This window comes from Herbaspirillum sp. NPDC101396 (assembly GCF_044767365.1).
Lineage (GTDB): Bacteria > Pseudomonadota > Gammaproteobacteria > Burkholderiales > Burkholderiaceae_D > Herbaspirillum.
On the sequence record NZ_JBIWNT010000002.1, the window covers coordinates 910,425 to 927,694 of the forward strand.

Annotated in this window: 18 protein-coding genes; 13 read left to right on the forward strand and 5 right to left on the reverse strand. The window is 57.8% G+C overall.

The features are described from left to right. Positions 1-93: 93 nt before the first annotated feature. The 13 genes from ACIROY_RS09200 (at position 94) to ACIROY_RS09260 (ending at position 11,129) form a co-directional block, all read left to right on the forward strand. On the forward strand, positions 94-399 hold the full coding sequence (locus ACIROY_RS09200) for a hypothetical protein (protein ID WP_402274742.1): 306 nt from the start codon (positions 94-96) through the stop codon (positions 397-399). Next, complete coding sequence (locus ACIROY_RS09205; RefSeq protein ID WP_402341294.1) at positions 386-1,333, forward strand: sigma-70 family RNA polymerase sigma factor; 948 nt, start codon at positions 386-388, stop codon at positions 1,331-1,333. Before ACIROY_RS09200 ends, ACIROY_RS09205 begins: the two co-directional genes overlap by 14 nt. Next, complete coding sequence (locus ACIROY_RS09210) at positions 1,320-1,754, forward strand: YybH family protein (protein WP_402341296.1); 435 nt, start codon at positions 1,320-1,322, stop codon at positions 1,752-1,754. The genes ACIROY_RS09205 and ACIROY_RS09210 overlap by 14 nt, the downstream gene beginning before the upstream one ends. A 124-nt stretch (positions 1,755-1,878) precedes the next feature. After that, positions 1,879-2,538 carry a glutathione S-transferase family protein gene (locus ACIROY_RS09215; protein ID WP_402274749.1) on the forward strand — a complete coding sequence of 220 codons (660 nt, stop codon included), beginning with the start codon at positions 1,879-1,881 and terminating at the stop codon, positions 2,536-2,538. Beyond that, positions 2,535-3,392: an SDR family oxidoreductase gene (locus ACIROY_RS09220; RefSeq protein ID WP_402341298.1), complete on the forward strand. Its 858-nt coding sequence runs from the start codon at positions 2,535-2,537 to the stop codon at positions 3,390-3,392. Before ACIROY_RS09215 ends, ACIROY_RS09220 begins: the two co-directional genes overlap by 4 nt. Before the next feature lie 166 nt (positions 3,393-3,558). Further along, entirely contained in the window at positions 3,559-3,903 is a 345-nt protein-coding gene (locus ACIROY_RS09225; RefSeq protein ID WP_116436730.1) for a helix-turn-helix transcriptional regulator, read from the forward strand. Next, on the forward strand, positions 3,893-4,393 hold the full coding sequence (locus ACIROY_RS09230) for an SRPBCC domain-containing protein (protein ID WP_402274753.1): 501 nt from the start codon (positions 3,893-3,895) through the stop codon (positions 4,391-4,393). Before ACIROY_RS09225 ends, ACIROY_RS09230 begins: the two co-directional genes overlap by 11 nt. 148 nt (positions 4,394-4,541) lie before the next feature. Beyond that, positions 4,542-5,141 (forward strand): hypothetical protein, encoded by a 600-nt coding sequence (locus ACIROY_RS09235; protein ID WP_402341300.1) that lies wholly within the window; start codon positions 4,542-4,544, stop codon positions 5,139-5,141. A 227-nt stretch (positions 5,142-5,368) separates the two neighbouring features. Beyond that, positions 5,369-5,896 carry a sigma-70 family RNA polymerase sigma factor gene (locus ACIROY_RS09240; protein ID WP_402274757.1) on the forward strand — a complete coding sequence of 176 codons (528 nt, stop codon included), beginning with the start codon at positions 5,369-5,371 and terminating at the stop codon, positions 5,894-5,896. 1 nt (position 5,897) lies between these two features. Next, positions 5,898-6,872, forward strand: a complete 975-nt coding sequence (locus ACIROY_RS09245) for a FecR domain-containing protein (RefSeq protein WP_402274759.1) — start codon at positions 5,898-5,900, stop codon at positions 6,870-6,872. A gap of 107 nt (positions 6,873-6,979) precedes the next feature. Continuing rightward, positions 6,980-9,406: a TonB-dependent siderophore receptor gene (locus ACIROY_RS09250; RefSeq protein WP_402341302.1), complete on the forward strand. Its 2,427-nt coding sequence runs from the start codon at positions 6,980-6,982 to the stop codon at positions 9,404-9,406. A gap of 15 nt (positions 9,407-9,421) precedes the next feature. After that, positions 9,422-10,642 carry a PepSY-associated TM helix domain-containing protein gene (locus ACIROY_RS09255; RefSeq protein ID WP_402341304.1) on the forward strand — a complete coding sequence of 407 codons (1,221 nt, stop codon included), beginning with the start codon at positions 9,422-9,424 and terminating at the stop codon, positions 10,640-10,642. Between the two features lie 172 nt (positions 10,643-10,814). Next, positions 10,815-11,129 carry a hypothetical protein gene (locus tag ACIROY_RS09260; protein ID WP_402341306.1) on the forward strand — a complete coding sequence of 105 codons (315 nt, stop codon included), beginning with the start codon at positions 10,815-10,817 and terminating at the stop codon, positions 11,127-11,129. Positions 11,130-11,456: 327 nt separating this feature from the next. Here ACIROY_RS09260 and ACIROY_RS09265 read toward each other — a convergent pair whose 3' ends face one another. The 5 genes from ACIROY_RS09265 to ACIROY_RS09285 are packed head-to-tail and all read right to left on the reverse strand — an operon-like array spanning position 11,457 to position 17,172. Continuing rightward, positions 11,457-12,557 (reverse strand): alpha/beta hydrolase, encoded by a 1,101-nt coding sequence (locus ACIROY_RS09265; protein WP_402341308.1) that lies wholly within the window; start codon positions 12,555-12,557, stop codon positions 11,457-11,459. Between the two features lie 55 nt (positions 12,558-12,612). Continuing rightward, positions 12,613-13,698 carry an alpha/beta fold hydrolase gene (locus ACIROY_RS09270; RefSeq protein ID WP_402341310.1) on the reverse strand — a complete coding sequence of 362 codons (1,086 nt, stop codon included), beginning with the start codon at positions 13,696-13,698 and terminating at the stop codon, positions 12,613-12,615. Between the two features lie 2 nt (positions 13,699-13,700). Next, on the reverse strand, positions 13,701-14,885 hold the full coding sequence (locus ACIROY_RS09275) for a cupin domain-containing carboxymuconolactone decarboxylase family protein (protein ID WP_402341312.1): 1,185 nt from the start codon (positions 14,883-14,885) through the stop codon (positions 13,701-13,703). Continuing rightward, the gene (locus ACIROY_RS09280; protein WP_402341313.1) at positions 14,882-16,312 is read right to left on the reverse strand and encodes an MFS transporter; all 1,431 of its coding nucleotides are present in this window, start codon (positions 16,310-16,312) and stop codon (positions 14,882-14,884) included. Before ACIROY_RS09280 ends, ACIROY_RS09275 begins: the two co-directional genes overlap by 4 nt. Positions 16,313-16,320: 8 nt before the next feature. After that, positions 16,321-17,172 carry an aldo/keto reductase gene (locus tag ACIROY_RS09285; RefSeq protein WP_402341315.1) on the reverse strand — a complete coding sequence of 284 codons (852 nt, stop codon included), beginning with the start codon at positions 17,170-17,172 and terminating at the stop codon, positions 16,321-16,323. Positions 17,173-17,270: the final 98 nt, after the last annotated feature.

The window sequence follows — 17,270 nt, forward strand, 5'->3', positions numbered from 1 at the left end:
GTCTTATCAGCGTGAGCCAGGCGCCGCTGACAAGACGTCGCAGCGGGCTAAGATCAACGCCGTCAGGCACGGCACTTTCCCGGGAGTCATTTCATGCAGAAAATATTGATAAGCTACAGCACCAGGCCCGAACGCGCGGACGAGAATGCCGATCTGATCCGGGACGTCTTCGATGAGCTCCGGAAGGCGGCGCCGGAGAGGCTTCGCTACATGGCATTGCGCGCAGCGAACGGGCAATTCTTTCATTTTCTGCAAGCCCCCGAGGGTGTCGAGCCGTTTGCGAAATCGGAGGCGTTCGCATCCTTTCAATGGGATATCAGAACACGTTTGCTTGCGCCCGCACAGAGACTCGACGTGACGGTCGTCGGAAGTTACGGCATGACGGATGATGATTCCTGAGCGTCAGGAAACAAGAGACATGGCTTTCATTTCAGACCAGCAAGAGGCGCGACTGTTGTTCGAGCGGAAGCTCGGTGACATGCGTCCCAAGCTTCATCGCTATTGCGCACGCATGGCGGGTTCCGCCGTCGACGGTGAAGATATCGTTCAGGAGGCGCTGATCAAGGCGGTCGAGGCATATGGCCGCACGCCGATCGACAATGCGGAAAGCTGGCTCTTCCGTATTGCGCACAATGCCGCGATGGATTTCCTGCGCCGACGCCGCCGGCAAGAAGCCGTTCATTCCGAAGAAGATCCGGAATCGGCAGTCGACGAAACGGCATCGGCCGTTTCCCGGCATGCAGCGGCAGCCGCCTTGCGCACCTTCATGCACCTTCCCGTCGCCCAGCGCGGCGTGGTCATCCTGATGGATGTACTGGGCTATTCGTTGCGGGAAGTAGGGGACATTACCGGGCTGACGATTCCCGCGGTCAAGGCTGCGCTGCATCGCGGACGGGGCCGTCTCCGTGAGCTGGTCGACAACCCGGGCGAGCGCCCGGCTCTGGACGATGCGGACTTGGATCGCCTGGCGGCTTACGCCGACCGTTTCAATGCCCATGACTTCGATGCCGTGCGCAACATGCTGGCCGACGACGTTGCACTGGAGCTAGTCAGTCGCACCCGCATGAGCGGTCGCAAGGAAGTATCGCGCTACTTCGGCAACTACGCCGGTATCAACGACTGGAAATTGCTCCCCGGATTGGTTGACGGCCGGCCGGCTCTGCTTGTATTCAATCCGGGAATGCCGCAAGCACCACCGTTCTACTTCGTGACCATCGAATGGGAGGGGGGACATATCACGGGGATACGGGATTTTCGACATGCGCGCTACGCTGCCGAATGTGCTGAGATGACTTCGCTTACCTATCGGAGAAAACTTGATGAGCCATCCTGAAATGCAAATCCATCACGTTCTTGAACGTTACCAGTCAACTGTTCTGGCCAAGGACCTCGAGGGATTCCTTCGCCTGTACAGTGATGACATCCGCATCTTCGACACATGGGAAAACTGGTCCCACGAAGGAAAGGATGCCTGGCGCCGCGTGGCCGCGAACTGGTTTTCCTCGCTCGGCGAGGAAACCGTCTCGGTCGGCTTGGAACAAATTCAGATGACGGTCGGGGCAGATCTGGCGATAGCCAGCGCGCTGGTCACTTACACGGCGTTCTCTCCATCCCGCCAGGCATTGCGATCCATACAAAACCGGATGAGCGTGGCGTTGGCGAAAGAGGGGCGGGACTGGCTTATCGTCCACGAACATACTTCGGTGCCGATAGCGTCTGGCGACATGCGCGCCGTGACGGTAAAAACGGTCTGACACTTTCGCGGCGGTCACCATGCGCATCCTTTTCCTGCTGCGATTCGTCTTAAGGAAATGGGGAGGCCGCCATTGCGATTGACGCTGCCTCCTCCTTTTTTCAACAGTGAAGGAGTGCAGTCGAATGAGCCAGGACAGAATCGAGATTTACGGCATCCCGCAAAGCAACTTTACGCGCGCAGTCAGAATGGTATGTGCGGAGAAAGCGATCGACTACGATCATTTTCCTGTCCATCCGCACTCTGGCGAAGCGAGCGCAATCCATCCCCTGGGAAAAGTCCCGGGTTTGCGTCACGGTCAGGTAAGGCTGGGAGAGTCCCGGGCAATCGTGGCTTACCTCGATCGCCTTCATCCGCAAGCGCCGATGATGCCGGCAAGTCCCGAGGCGCCGGCGGCGGAAGCGGAAGCCGAGCAATGGGTGTCGATCGTCATGACCGCCATGGATCCGGTATTGATCAGGCAATATGTGTTTGCCAATCTCTTCCCCAAGACAGCGGATGGAACGGTTGACCGCGCTACCGTCGACGCCGCGCTGCCGGAGTTGAAGGCGTTCATCGTCCTGCTTGACGGCGCCCTGGCTGGGAAAGCTTTCCTCGCCGCTGCGCGCTTTACCTTCGCCGATGCGCTTCTTCTGTCGACCTTGGCCGCCGTGCGCCTGTTTTCCGAGGGCGCGCAGGCAATTGCCGGCGCCCCGCATCTCGCGCGCTACCTGGAGTTGCATTCTTCCCGCGCCAGTTTCATTGCCACCGATCCCTGGCACGCGGCCATGGGGGGCAACGCATGATCCTGGTCACGGGCGCCGCGGGGCTGAACGGCACGCATATCGTCACCCAGTTGCATAAGCAACGGGTGCCGTTTCGTGCGCTGGTGAGAGACCGCGCAAAAGCATCTTCTCTCTTGCCGGACAACGTTGACATTGCCGAAGGCGACATGTCCCGGTCCGAAACGCTGGGTCCGGCGTTGGAAGGCATCGACAAAGTCCTGCTGATTTCATCGGGCGACGAGCGCATGCTGGAGACCCAATGCAGTTTCATCGACGCCTGCAAGCGCGCCGGGGTGGAGCATGTCGTGAAATTCTCGGGCAATGAAACGGGCTTCGATCGCTCCAGATTTCGTTTCACGGAGATGCACGCGCAAGCCGAGCTCTACCTTGAACGATCAGGGCTGCGCTGGACGCATTTGCAGCCTTGCGGCTTCATGCAGGTCTACCTGCGCGAGGCCCGATCCATCATGGAAAGCGGCGAATTGCGTCTGGCGGCGGGGGATATTACGCTCGCTCCCATTGACGTCCTCGACATCGCCAGGATAAGCGCCGCCGTGCTGCAAGCGCCAAGGCAGGACGGCCGTCGCCATTTGATGACAGGGCCGGAGGCGCTGCCCATGTCCCGGATCGCCGCGCTTATTTCCATTGTTGCGGGCCGGGCCATCGACTACGTTCCGATCACGCCGGAACAACGTCGCCAGGAAATGCTGGCCGCAGGCGCATCCCCTTATTTTGCAGATGCGCTCTTCGAGCAGGCCACTGAGCGGTTGCGTAATCCCCAAGCCATCGTGCACTTGGAGAGCCATCAGGAATTCAATGTGACGCCAACATCTTTCGCCAATTTCGTCAAACGGCACGCTTTCATTTTCCAATAAGCCCACTCTCGCAGACAGAATGAAATTACGTCGCCTGCCGTCGATTCAGCCTCCCCGGCTGATCCTCGCAGGCGCCGTTCCCTCCCGATTGCCTCGCTGCGATCCTTTTTCGTAGTCGCTAGAAATAGTTTGCCAATCGGCGAACCATGATGATATAGTTCGCCATATGGAAAACTATTCAGCCTCACTCAATAACGTATTCCACGCATTGGCCGATCCCACCAGGCGCTCCGTGATTGCCAGGCTTGGTAGCGGCTCGGCATCGATCAAGGAGCTGGCGGAACCCTTCGGTCTGGGGTTGCCGTCGTTCCTGAAGCACATCAAGGTGCTTGAAAACAGTGGCCTTATTGCTTCGGAAAAAGTAGGGCGGGTGCGAACCTGCAAACTGAAACGCGCCAACCTGATCGCTGCTCAGAAGTGGTTTGACGAGCAACGCGCAGGCTGGGAAAGCAGATACGACAATCTCGACAATTTATTGATTACTCTGAAAGGTGAAGACGATGACACTTAAACTTCAATTCGACTTCCTGGTCGACCAGGAAAAAAGCACCATCACGATCAAAAGAGAGTTTGCCGGCAAGCGCCAGCTGGTCTGGGACTGCCATACGAAAAGTGAATTGCTCGACCGCTGGTTCGCCCCCAAGCCATTGACCACCAAAACCAAGTCCATGGACTTCCGCGAAGGCGGGCATTGGCACTACGCCATGGTGGATCCGACCGGACAAGAGTACTGGGGCCGGGTTGACTATCTGACGATTCAGCCGATCGACAACTACACCTCGTTTGACGGATTCAGCGATGCTACCGGTGCAGTGAATCCAGCCTTGCCCAGGGCCAAATGGAACGTTACCTTTTCCGATGCCAAGGCGCATACCCTGGTGGAAACGGTGGTTGCCTATGCGTCGCCCGAGGCTCTGCAGCAAGTCATCAACATGGGATTGAAAGAAGGTCTGGCCTCGACCCTGGAGCGTCTGGACGAGCTGCTGCTGGTTCTCAACTAAGCGTTGGAAGAAAGCCGATCTGATGTCCGCGTCAACACGCAATCCCGGTGATGGCGGACATCGACGCCATCGACCGAGAACGGGGCATGCGTCTGTTGCGACGAACTCAGCAATAGCCATGTAAATAGTCATACCAAAAGGACCTCACTTGACTCGCTGCCTGTCTTTGCTTCTCTCTCTCGTTCTGTCCTGGAATGTTGGTGCGACCACGCTTGAACGTACGTCAGGTGAGAGTGTTGATGCATTCCTCGTGCGCACGGCACCGCAAGGCATGCAGCCCCTGCAAAAGCCGGTCGTGACGAATGCGTTGGGTTTTTCTGCGCCGGTACTGCTGGTCGCCTACGGAGATGCGTCCACTGACGGCTCATCGCCCAACGTGCAGTTGTTCCTGTTCGTTCCAAGCCAATCCGATTCCTATGAGCGCGTGCTGATTGACACCTATGAACCGGAGGGCGCAGACCCGCATATAGAGTCCCTGTTTTTTGCCGGTACCGACAAGACACCGGACAAGAAGCTGTTTGTCATCGTCTCGTGGGAGCAGAATCATGCGACCGTCAAAGGGGCGTTATATCAAACGTTCATCTATGCACTGACGCCGAAGTCCTCCGGCGCCCAGCCGCAATATCTCAAGTCATTGAGTGACAAACTGAGCGGCGGCTGCGATTGCCGGCGCTCCGACGGACCTGCAAGCAAAGCAAAGTACAAAACTGCCGCCGAGGTCAAGGCGGGCTTGCTCAAGATCAGATGATTGGTGCGTGCAAGCGGTCAGGGACGGCTGTTTGCAACTATGAATTTGCGACTGCCATTGCATATTGAACCGTGAATGGTTGACCCCCGACGTTCGCAATCGGCCAAAAGGGCCGTCCAGCACCTCACGCAATTCCTTTTAAGCGACCCCCCTTGTGAACTATCGCGGCTTGCCTCCAATTTGATAATTTAGTAAAATGAGAAGCATTATCAATAAAAGAGCTTATCGTGGATTTCGCAGCGTCGTCACCCGCAACTGCCCTCACACGCGAGGTGAGCGCTCTCTATTGCCAGCACCACGACTGGTTGCGGTGCTGGCTGCAGCGAAGGATCGGCAATCGTTTCGATGCTGCAGATATCACTCAGGACACATTTGTCCGTATCCTGCTGAATGGGCATTCGCCCGCCCCTGAACAATCACGTGCGCACCTGACCCAGATCGCCAAGGGGCTGATGATCGACATGCATCGTCGACGCATGCTGGAAACAGCGTGGTTGGAATCCTTGGCGAGCATGCCGGAGCAACATGTACCATCGGCAGAGGCGCGGGCGATCATCCTCGAGTCGCTGGTGCGTATCGACGTCATGCTGGATGACATGCCTGCAAAGATCCGTGCAACCTTCTTGCTTTCTCGCTTCGACGGCTTGACCTATTCCGAAATTTCAACCGCACTCAACATCTCGGTCGCGACAGTGCGTAAATACATGTTGAAGGCAGTGCAATCCTGCATGGCCTGCCTGGATGGCGGCCCCTGACATGACGAGTCCCCCCATCAAGGTCGCGCAGATTCCTTCAGCGATAATGCAGCAGGCTTTGGAATGGCAAGTGAGCTTCTGGTCGGGCGAAAGCGGCACCGACGAACACCAGCAATTCGAACGCTGGCTTAGCACCGGCCCTCAACAACAAGATGCATGGCGCCAGGTACAGGCAATGAACACACGCCTGAACGAAATAGCCGGGCCCTCAACCGCGGGCGCTCTTCGCATCAAGCGCCAGCAATTGGTCCGCCGTCGAACGCTGAAGACATTATTATTCATCAGCGGTAGCGGATTGGCACTCTACGGTGCGCGACGCACGCCTCAATGGCAGGCACTGGCTGCCGACTACCGGACAGGCCGCGGTGAGCAACGCGAAATCACGTTACCCGACGGTGGACGCCTGACACTCAATACCGACAGCGCAGTCGATATCGCTTACGACAGCGATATTCGCCGTATTCGTTTACAACGTGGCGAGATCCATGTCGCTACGGCCGCCGACCAGCAATTACCTGTACGCCCGTTCGTCGTCGAAACCCGGCAAGGACGGGCCAGAGCGATCGGCACGCGCTTCACGGTGAGGCAGGAAGATGGCAGGTCAATCGTCGCCGTCAGCCAGGGACTTGTGGAACTGCGACCGCAAGATGTCGAGGCGGTATTGCTCGTGAACGCCGGAGAACGTGCCTCATTCGACAGTAGCAGCCTCAGCCCTCTTCAGCAAACGCCACCGGGGAGCGAAGAGTGGCTGCGCGGATTGATGATGGCCGAACGCATGCCGTTACGAGACTTCCTTGCCAATCTTGCGCGTTACCGCAGCGGCATCGTCCGATGCGATGACTCGGTGGGCGAGCTGGCGATATCGGGCGTCTTCTCAGTACGCGACACGGATCAGACGTTAACAGCATTGACCCAGATATTGCCGATAAGAATTACCTACGCTACCCGTTATTGGGTCTCCGTCTCGGCGCGATAAAAATACTTCTCCTGACCGTAGCACTTTTTCCTTTTCGTTCGGAATAGAGACATGGCCTCTTTCTGGAGGCCGGTTCATAAAACACGCCAACGAAGGGGAAATCACATATGTCTTCAGTCACGATTGTCCGAACACGCCGGCACCAAGCTGGCCTGCCAAGCTTGTCGCCACTCTCCAGGGCGATCATTGTCGCCTGCCTGTCCATCGGCGCCGTCGGACTTGGGGGAACGGCCTATGCCCAACAGGCCCGGCCGGCAGACACCTCACCTCAAATGTACAAGATTGCCGCCGGCACGCTTGATCAGGCGCTCAATGCCTTTGGAGCCCAGGCCGGCATCCTGATCTGGATCGACGCTACGCGTACGCAAGGCAAAACTACGGCGGGACTCAACGGACAATACGGTGTGGAGGGCGGTCTGGCCGCTCTGCTGGCCGGTAGCGGCCTGCAGGCCGTGAAGTCGGAAAAAGGCGGCTATGTCCTGCAGGACGCATCTTCTTCCCCGACCAGCAATGGCACGCTGCCAACGGTAGAAGTCTCGGCCGCGGCGGACAGCGGCGAAAACAACGCCTATCGCACGCGCAGCATGAATCTTGGCGCACTCGGCGCCGGCAGCTTGCGCAACACCCCTTACACAGTGGATGTCGTCACGCGTGAGCTGATTGAAAACAAACAGGCGCACTCCCTTTCCGATGCCGTCAAGGGCGACGCAGGCATCGCTTCCGGCAGCAACTACACCAACGGCACCGGTGATGTGCTGCTGATTCGCGGCACGCTGCTCAGTTATCGCAATAACTACAAACTGGATGGCATGGACTTGATTGGCTTTCTGGGAGCCCCCCAGCTTCCGGTTGAGGTGATGGAGAACATAGAAGTGCTGAAAGGCGCGGGCGGTTTTCTCTACGGTTTCGGCACGCCTGGCGGCATCGTCAGCCTGTCACTCAAACGTCCGACCGACGCGCCGGTGCGTATGCTCAACACGCAGATAACCGACAGCGGCAAAGTCCTGGTGCATGGAGACCTTGGCGGACGTTTAGGCGAAGACGGCCGCTTCGGCTACCGCATCAATCTGATCAATGAACAAGGCAATACCTACGTGAAGGATGGAGGAAAGATTGATCGCCAGACGGCATCGCTCGCTTTCGACTGGCGCCTCACGCGCGACGTGGTATTGAGTGTGGATGCACTCCACCAGGAGCGGCGAGTCGATGCCGTGTATTACCAGCTTGTGCCCAACGCCAGCGGTGCCGTAAGCAATGCGATCTCGGCACCGCCTGCTGCAGTGGACGGCAGCAAGCGCCTGGCCTCACCATTTGCGTATAGTCAGGTGCGGAGTACCTCGCTTGGAACTTCATTGTCCTGGCAATTCGCCCCGGAATGGAACGCCAAAGTCTCATATCGCAAATGGGACCAGGACATGCAGAGCGACCATAGCTTCTTGTATGCCAACGCTGCCGGAACCTATTCCGAGATGCAAATCTCGCTTCCGTCCCAAGTGCGCTCCGAGCAGACACAGGCGATGGTGACCGGCTCCTTCGGTGGCGATTTCCTGCGCAATGATGTGACTCTCGGGGTTTCATATTCGGGCATCTATGCCCAGGAATCCAATGACTTCAAGTCCGCCGTACTGGGCACCGGGGTGTTGGGAACCAACACCAACTATGCCAATCCGGGATTGAGTACCGTGTGGACTGGAGGCGGCTGGCGCTTCCCAGAGCAGCAAAAGAGCGCGTTCATCTCAGATATTGTGCACTTCGGTTCGCAGATGGACTTGATCGGCGGCTTACGCCACAGCAGTTTCCGGTCGACCACATACGACAAGGGCGCAGTTACGCCGACATTGGCCCTCGTATATCGTCCGGTCAACTGGCTGTCTACCTACGCCAGCTACGTAGAAGCACTGGAACAGGGCTCGGTGGCTCCCACTGGCACGATCAATGCCAATGAGGTGTTTGCCCCGCTCAAGAGCAAGCAGACCGAAATCGGCGTGAAAGCTGAACTGGAGAACTGGTCTGGCAGTGCAGCGCTGTTTCGCATGAACCAGGCACTGACCTACATCACCTCTGGTGGCGTCTATACGCAGGATGGCCAAGCTCGTTATCAAGGCTTGGAGTTATCCAGCAAGTTGCGTCTGGATCGTCGCTGGAACATCTTGGCCAGCGCGGTGTTTCTCGACGCTCGCAATACCAGGACCAGCGGCGGCACGTTGGACGGCAAGCGTACTCCAGGGGCATCACGTCAGCAGTATTCACTCTATAGCGAATATTCCCTGGCCGACATGCCGGCCACCTTCACCGGGGGAGTACGGTATGTCAGCGCCCGTGCTCTTGACACTGCCAACAACTGGGAGCTGCCCGGATACACTGTCTGGGATCTCGGCGCTCGCTACGTCACGCATTTGGGACAGACCAAGACGACCTTGCGCCTGAATCTGGATAACGTCGCCAATAAGGCTTACTGGCTGATGGCGGGCTCAAATCGCCTGATCCAAGGCGCACCTCGCACCGTGAGCCTGAGCGCACAGTTCGATTTCTGACGACGAGATTGGCGCATGCGCCTATTCAATCCACGGGCCGTCCTCCTTGTCGTGCATCGCTATGCCGGCTTGGGGATGGCCGCGTTCCTCCTGGTCGCCGGCCTCACAGGCTCGCTGTTGGCCTGGAATGACGAACTGGAACGACTGATCAGTCCGGAGCTCTTTCTTGCACCGGTGTTAACCGGTGCGGCACCACTGGACCCTTTGGAACTGCGTGCCGTCGTCCTGCAGGCCTACCCCAGTGCACGGGCGGCTTATCAGCCATTGAGAGTGGAACCAGGCCACGCGCTTCAATTTTTTTTGACGCCTGGTTCCGACGCTGACGGCAAGCCACTGCCGCTGCCGGACAACCAAGTCTTTATTCACCCTTACACAGGCGCCATTCTCGGCAGTCGCAATGCCAACGACCTTGGGCAGGGGCGTAAAGCCTTCATGCCTTTCATCTATCGCCTGCATTACACCCTGACGCTTGGTGTACCGGGCGCCTTGCTATTCGGGGTAATCGCACTAACCTGGACTGTAGATTGCTTCATCGGTTTCTACCTGACCTTGCCATCTCGTGCGCGCAGTGCCAGTCCCAAGTCGTGGTTCAGTCGCTGGAAGTCGGCATGGCGTGTACGTCGCGGTAGCGGACTGCACAAACTCAGTTTCGACCTGCACCGCGCAGGTGGGCTATGGCTATGGCTGATGCTGTTCGTTCTCGCGCTCTCCAGCGTCGCGTTGAGCCTGCCTGCGGTGTATCAGCCAGCCATACGCCAATTGCTTGCCCATCAGCCTGACGAACGATCGATTTCGCGGATCGCTCAACCTGAATGGCGGCCACCCATCAACTGGCAGCATGCGCGTCAAATTGGTCGTCGAGAAATGACCGCACGAGGTCGAGAAATGGGCTTCTCTCCCGGCCCCGAAGAATGGATGTATTACGACGCCAGTCGCGGGATCTATCGCTATGCAGTCACCAGCAGTCGCGACATTCGCGAGCGCTATGCCAACACGACTCTCCTCATCGACGCGTTCAATGGCGAAGTGAGAGGAATCTGGCTCCCCACTGGTTCGGCTGCGGGCGATACGGTCACCACCTGGTTGACCAGCTTACACATGGCAACTGTGGGAGGTCGTCTGTACAAGGGGCTCCTGTGTTTGGTTGGCTTGCTGGTTTCTCTGTTAAGCGTTACCGGCGTCTATCTCTGGTGGAAAAAATACATCGCCCGGCAAGTCTCCCGACGCAGAGTGTGACATCAGGAGGGGAGACGAAGTGCCGCACCCTCGTCGTTTGGGGACGCAACTGCATAACGCAGTTATGAAGTCGTCTTTCTTGAAGCCGAGAACACTCCCGCACTGCTTTTGGTATATTGTCCGGCACAGACATATCTGCGGTATGCCGCCCGACGCGGCGTTAGGACCTCTCGTGAAATATTGGATGAATTGGATTTTGGGTGGCACGATTGTTGGATGTCTTGCTGCATACGGAGTTGTGAAGTTGGGTGCCTGGGGTATTGAGTCTAGTGGATGGTTTAGTCTACTCACCGCCTTTGTTTTGGGACCGTTCATCATCTTTGCTAGCATGCCATGGAGTCTTTTGCTGCCGAATTCCACCGGCAATGCAATTACATTAGCAGGCCTATCTGCAGGACTGATAATAAATGGTGGATTGTTAGGTGCATTCTTGGGAATGCAAATTGGTCGCCGTCGTCGAGCAACTCAATCTAGTGATGAGACTTAACTTTAAATATCAAATGAAAGTAAGGCCGGCGCAAGGTCAGCTCTGTTGGTTTGCATTGCACTTTGACCCAGGATGATCTTCTTCCCGATCAGAGAGGGCTTGGAAGTTATTCTCTGATGCTGGGTCAGTTGCGCTAGAAAATCAGCAGAGTCAGCTTCCGGCCAAAAAAAGCTGTTAGTAAAATTTGTGAGGTTAGTCGAGCAAGAAGCTGATAGGCTGACAAACCTCCCTTTTGACATTCATCGTAAGAGAGGCTGCGGTGGATGTCACTGGATCCCCAAATCGGACTCTTTCCGCGATTCTGACCCTAAGTTCCTTACCGAGACTTCATAGGTTCTTGCCGTAGAACGGCGTAAGTTTAGCTACCGCAGTCTCCACGTACTTGGGCACCCAGTAGGTCTCGATATGAGTGGCGCCTCCGATCTTGAATAGTTCCTTGTCCTTGGCACCAATTGCTTTGGCGAACGCCTCTTCCGTCATGTAGAGGCTATCGGCCTTGCTGCCAGCCATCATCAGCAGTGGTTGTTCGATCAGCGCGATCTGATCTGTGGCATCCCATCGCATCAAGTCGAGCAGGCTGCTCGTTGTGTACTTGAAGGTCGCGTTGGGATGTGCGTGAGTGCGCCAGTAGTATTCGTAGCCCTGCCGATACATCTCGAACGGCAACGCGGCTATTTGCGCATCTGTCATGTGCGCATCACCGGAATAGAGAATCTTGCCGCCGGCCATCTGCTGAGCCCTTGCATCCGAAGCTTGCTTCAGACGCTGCTGGATCGTAGTGAGCTGCGAGTCGGCAAATCCGTTGCGTCGGACGCGACCTGAATTGAACATGCTCAGTGTTGCCACCGCCTTGAAGCGCTTATCGGTTTTGGCAGCAGCCAGCGAATAGCCTCCGCCGCCGCAGATGCCGAGCAACCCAAGGCGCTCGGCGTCCACGCCAGCATATGTGGTGATGAAGTCTGCCATGCCGTGAATGTCCTCGATGCGGTTTGTGGGTGTATCCACGGAGCGCGGCAGTCCGCCACTGCCTCCCTGGAAAGCCGCATCGGCTGCGATCGCAACGTAGCCAAGTTCAGCCAGGCGCTGCGCGTACAGGCCGGCGGTTTGTTCCTTTACCCCGCCATTGGGATGAGCAACGACGACCGCGGGATACTTCTTCGCTGGGTCGAAGTTCGCCGGCGTGTACACGTTGGCTACGACGTCCAGGTCGTTGAGCTTGTACTTCGCGGGATGGATGTTGACTGCACCCAGCACATTGGCGGTGATCGCATCACCATACACCAATGTAAAAGGGTTCTTTCTATAGTCGGCCGCAGCGGCAGGTGTAACCAGAGTCATCAGTGGCACTCCAAGGGTTATTGCAGAAATTGCGAGCGTAGAAGTTTCGAGGAACTCACGGCGCTTCACGTCGATAGTGTTGTGGGTCATATAGAATCCGATTTTCTGAGGCTTGGGCCGCGAAAGAGCGGCCAGGTGTAAGAGCTCAATCGAGCTTCTTTTGGGTGAGGAAGAAAGACACCAGGTCAGCGATCTGCACATTGTTCAGGTCGGACATGATGAAGTGCGTGTTTCCGCGAATGCCCAACTCGGGAAGATGCACCAACCGGGCGTCGCCGCCATGCTTGTTGATGGCATCGACCCAAATGCGGGCCATGGCAAGTCGCACGCGCCAGTTGTCCTGGCCCCGCTCGGCAGTTGCCTCTGTCGGGAAGTTGTCGCCGTAGTAGACGATGATAGGGATTCGAGTGAGCTTCTCGAAATCCTCTGTCGACACGGGCTCCGGCGCCAGGGGACCTGCTGCACTAGGCATGACAGGAGGAAGTTCTCCCTGTGGGAAGATGAAGCCGCTGCCAGGCTCGAATGCGATGATGGCCTTGACGTTGGGCGACTTGATGGCTGTCAGCCAGCCAGGGCCGCCACCTTGCGAGTGCGTAAAGAGGATTGCCGGTCCAGTCTTCGTGAACAGTGCTGCCATGGCGTCCGAAATCACGTCGGCATCGTAAGGGCCGGTGTTGGGCGTAACCGAGCGGAAGAACTGGTCCAGCGTCTCCGGCTTGCGATCGAATTGCACATTATCGAAGTATCGCGGCCATTTTCCGATGCGAAACTGGTCAAAGAACAACTGGTCATTCGGTGCTGGAGCGACTGATGCCGCAACGGTGCTACTGCCGGCACGACCACGGCGCGGTTGGTCGACCACATAGACGGGAAAGCCGCGGCGCAGGAACAAAGTCTGAAAGCCCTCCCGGCCGTCCGAAGTGGTTTCCCAACTACGCGCCGACTGGAAGGCTCCATGCAGCATAACGATGGGCAAGGGCCTGGGGTGCAGCGGAACCTGATAGAAGGCGTACAAATGGTCGCCATGAAAACTCTGCCCGGCAGCTGTCGGTTTGTTGTTGTCGTAGTTGCCGGGGGCTTTCGACACGGTGCCTCCGGCAGCGAAGCTTCCTTGTGTCTGGATCACCAGAGGGGCCGAGGCGCTTCCGGCACCGTCGGGCTGGGTCGCGCAGCCAGCGACGGAAGTCGTCAGGGCGATGACGGCAATCATCAGGGTTCGATTGATGTTCATGCTCAGCCTTTCGATGCAGCGGCCAGTGCCTGTGTGAGTGCGTCGTTCGCGCGGGCGGCAAATTCTGGGCTGACCTCCTCGGCCAGCACCCTCGTCAGCTGGCGTAACTGCGCTGCGGTCAAGCCCACGCGCAGGCTCGCCCGCATGTGGGAGAGCAACTGTGCCTCCGCCCCCGGGGTCGCTACGAGTGCACCCACGGTCGCCAGTTCGCGGCTCTGCCAATCGAGGTTGTCGCGCTCGAAAATGTCGCCGAACAGATGAGCCTGCAGGAACTGATTGATGGGAGGTGCGAAGTCGAACACCGCTCCTTGTACCGGTCCACCGGAAATCTCCGTCTGGTTAGCTCTGCCCACTGTCACCAGCTCCTCACCTGTGGCAACTTTTCTGCTGGGCTCACGCCCTTGGGCATCCTTGATCCCACGCTGCTTGCGTACTTCGACTACCGCCAGCAGTTCATCGAGTGCATTAAGACTTCTTGGGAAGCCTGCGTAGGCATAGAGCTGCAGCAAAATCTCCTTGGCCTCGCTGACGGTCAAGCCGGCATCGAGCCCTTGATTCAGGGCAGAGTTCAGTCTAGGCATATCACTGCTCGCCACGAAGGCTGCAATGAGCGGAATGGCGCGCTGCCGGGGCGACAAGGTTCCGGATGAGGGGTACGCATGGGATTTGGTACCTACAGTGGGACCGGAGGCCGCATTGCTCGCGGCGGCCAGATACTCTTGATCGGAGACCTTGTCTTGCCAAGTCACCGAGATACCGTTTTCCTTTTCCGCGATAGCAACATGCGTCATTGAGCCGTTGGGGCCGGCACCATGCCAGTGGAGCACGTTCGCGGGAATGGTGACAACGTCGCCGGGGCTGATCGCCTGTGCCGGCTGCCCCTTTTGCTGAACCAGACCCTCTCCAGTCGTGACGATCAGGGTCTGGCCCAGAGGATGACTGTGCCAAGCCGTTCTGGCGCGCGGTTCGAAAGTCACCGTAGCACCGGCAGCCTTGCCCGGCTCCAATGCCTGGAAGGGCGAGCTGATGCGTACACTGCCGGTAAAGGTGTCGGCCGCTCCCGTGGCGACGGGCTGGGCCGACGCCGAACGTACCTCGACAACCGGAGCAACCGCGTTGGTACCGATGGACTGCGCGTCGGCAGCGGCTGCCGCTCCAGTCAGGGCGATGCAAAGGAGTGATTTCATGAGAGAGCCTTTTGCTGTTGAGCCTGCCGGTTACGGTGCGGCACGACAATGAAAAACCAGGAGACGAGCAATGCCAGGACGAGGAGTAGCGCGGCCATATCCATAACGACCGAAATGCGGTGTGCGAGGCTCGCTACATCTTGTGTACCTGCAGGGGCTGCGCTGGCAAAAACAAGCACAAGCAGAGCAAGCCCCAAGGCGCCGCCAAGCTGGTGCGCTACATTGACCAGGCCCGACGCCGCCCCGGCATCTTTCTGAGCGACGCCGGACACACCTGCAGCAGTCAGCGGGGCCAGCAAAAGGCCTTGACCAAGGCCAATCAGTACCATGGGCAATGCGACGCCGGCCCAGTACGTGGAATCGGCATCAGCCTGACCAAGCCAGGAGAGTCCAATCACACCGAGCACCAGGCCAACGATAAGCAAAGCCTCGTTGCCGAAACGGCGACCCAGTTTTGGCACTGCCATCGCCGACGCGAAGTTGGGCAGCGTAACAGGTAAAAACGCCAATCCAGCTTGAATCGGCCGCAGATGGAGTACACCCTGTAAAAACTGAGTGGAGAAGAACCAGAATCCCACGGCGCCTCCAAGGAAAAGCATGCGGGCGATGTATGCGCCAGTCCGCTCTCGGCTGATCAACAAGCGCAGCGGCAGGATGGGATGGCTGACGTTGCGTTCGATAAAGACGAAAGCTACGATCATCAGTACAGCGCCAATCAGAGCGGTCTGCACGAGGGCGTCACCCCAGCCGGCGTCGGCCGCTCGCACTAGACTGTAGACCAACGCTGTCATTCCCATCGTCGAGCTGATGGCGCCGCCCATGTCGAACTTCCCTGGTTGCTTTTGCGTTTCGTCAATGTGACGACGTGCAGCAATGATGAGGCACACGCCAATCGGAAGATTGATGAAGAAGCCAGCGCGCCAGGAGACCAGATCAGCGAAAAATCCACCCAGCACCAACCCCAAGGTTGCGCCCACCCCTGCAGCCGCCGCATACAGAGAAAGTGCGCGGGTTCGTTGGGGGCCCTCGGCGAAATGGGTGGAAAGAAGAGCTAACGTCGACGGCGCAAGCACCGCGGCGCCTGCACCCTGGATGGCTCGGGCGGTCAGCAGCCAGGTGACGGAAGGCGCGCAACCAATCGCGACCGAAGCCATCGTGAACAGCGACAGTCCGAGAATGAACATGCGCCTGCGCCCCAAGATGTCGCCGGCGCGAGCACCCAGTAACAACAAGCCGCCAAAGGTCAGGGTATAAGCATTGGTCACCCAGGACAACTGAGCTGCCGTAAAGCCCAGGCTGTCTTGAATACGCGGGAGGCCGGTAATGACGATGGAAATATCCACCACGATCATGAGGTAGCTGGCGACGATGATGGCCAGCACTGCACCCGCATGGCGGGCCGGCGAGCTTGGCGGGGCGATGTTCATGGCGTCACTCAAATGTCGAGCTTGCGCTCGGACATCCATTTGACAATGGAAGGATCGCGATGCGAGAAGAAGCTGCTTGTGTTGGTGTCGAGCGTTGCGATGCGAGTCATATCGGCCTCGTCGAGATCGAAGTCGAAGATGGCGATGTTTTCGGCCATGCGTTCCTTGCGCACTGACTTGGCAAGAGCGACGATCCCTCTTTGCACGAGCCAGCGCAGCACCACTTGACCGACCGACTTTCCGTGCCGCGCAGCGATACCTACCAACGCTTCGTTTTCGAAGAGACCGTTGCGGCCCTCCGCGAACGGAGCCCACGCTTCAGCCTGTACTCCAATTTCAGCCATGAACGGGGCCGCTTCCAGCTGTTGCTGGAAGGGGTTGATCTCGACCTGGTTGACTGCCGGCGCAATTTCGTTGAACGCTTTGATGTCCATCAAGCGGTCCGGATGGAAATTACTGACGCCGATGGCGCGCAGCTTACCGGTGCGGTATGCATCCTCCATTGCACGCCACGACCCGTGGACGTCGCCGAACGGCTGGTGGATCAGATAAAGGTCGAGGTAATCGACTTGCAATCGCCGCAGAGACTTCTCGATCGCCTGCTGCGTGCGCTCGTAACCGGTTTCCTGGACCCACAGCTTGCTGGTGACAAACAACTGGTCGCGCGCGACGCCGCTGGATCGGAGTCCTTTGCCAACGGCTTCTTCGTTCATGTACGAAGCCGCGGTATCAATCAACCGGTAACCGGTTTCGATGGCGTCAACGACGCTACGCTGACATTCATTAGCGTCGGCGATTTGGAAGACGCCGTAGCCGACTATAGGCATGTGACGACCATTGTTCAGGACAACATGTTGCATGAATCGCTCCTCATTTCAAATTCAATGAAAGAAGTGTAGGCGACACACTGGCATCTGAATAGTGATATTCAGGTTGCTGAATTGGCATAAAATTGATG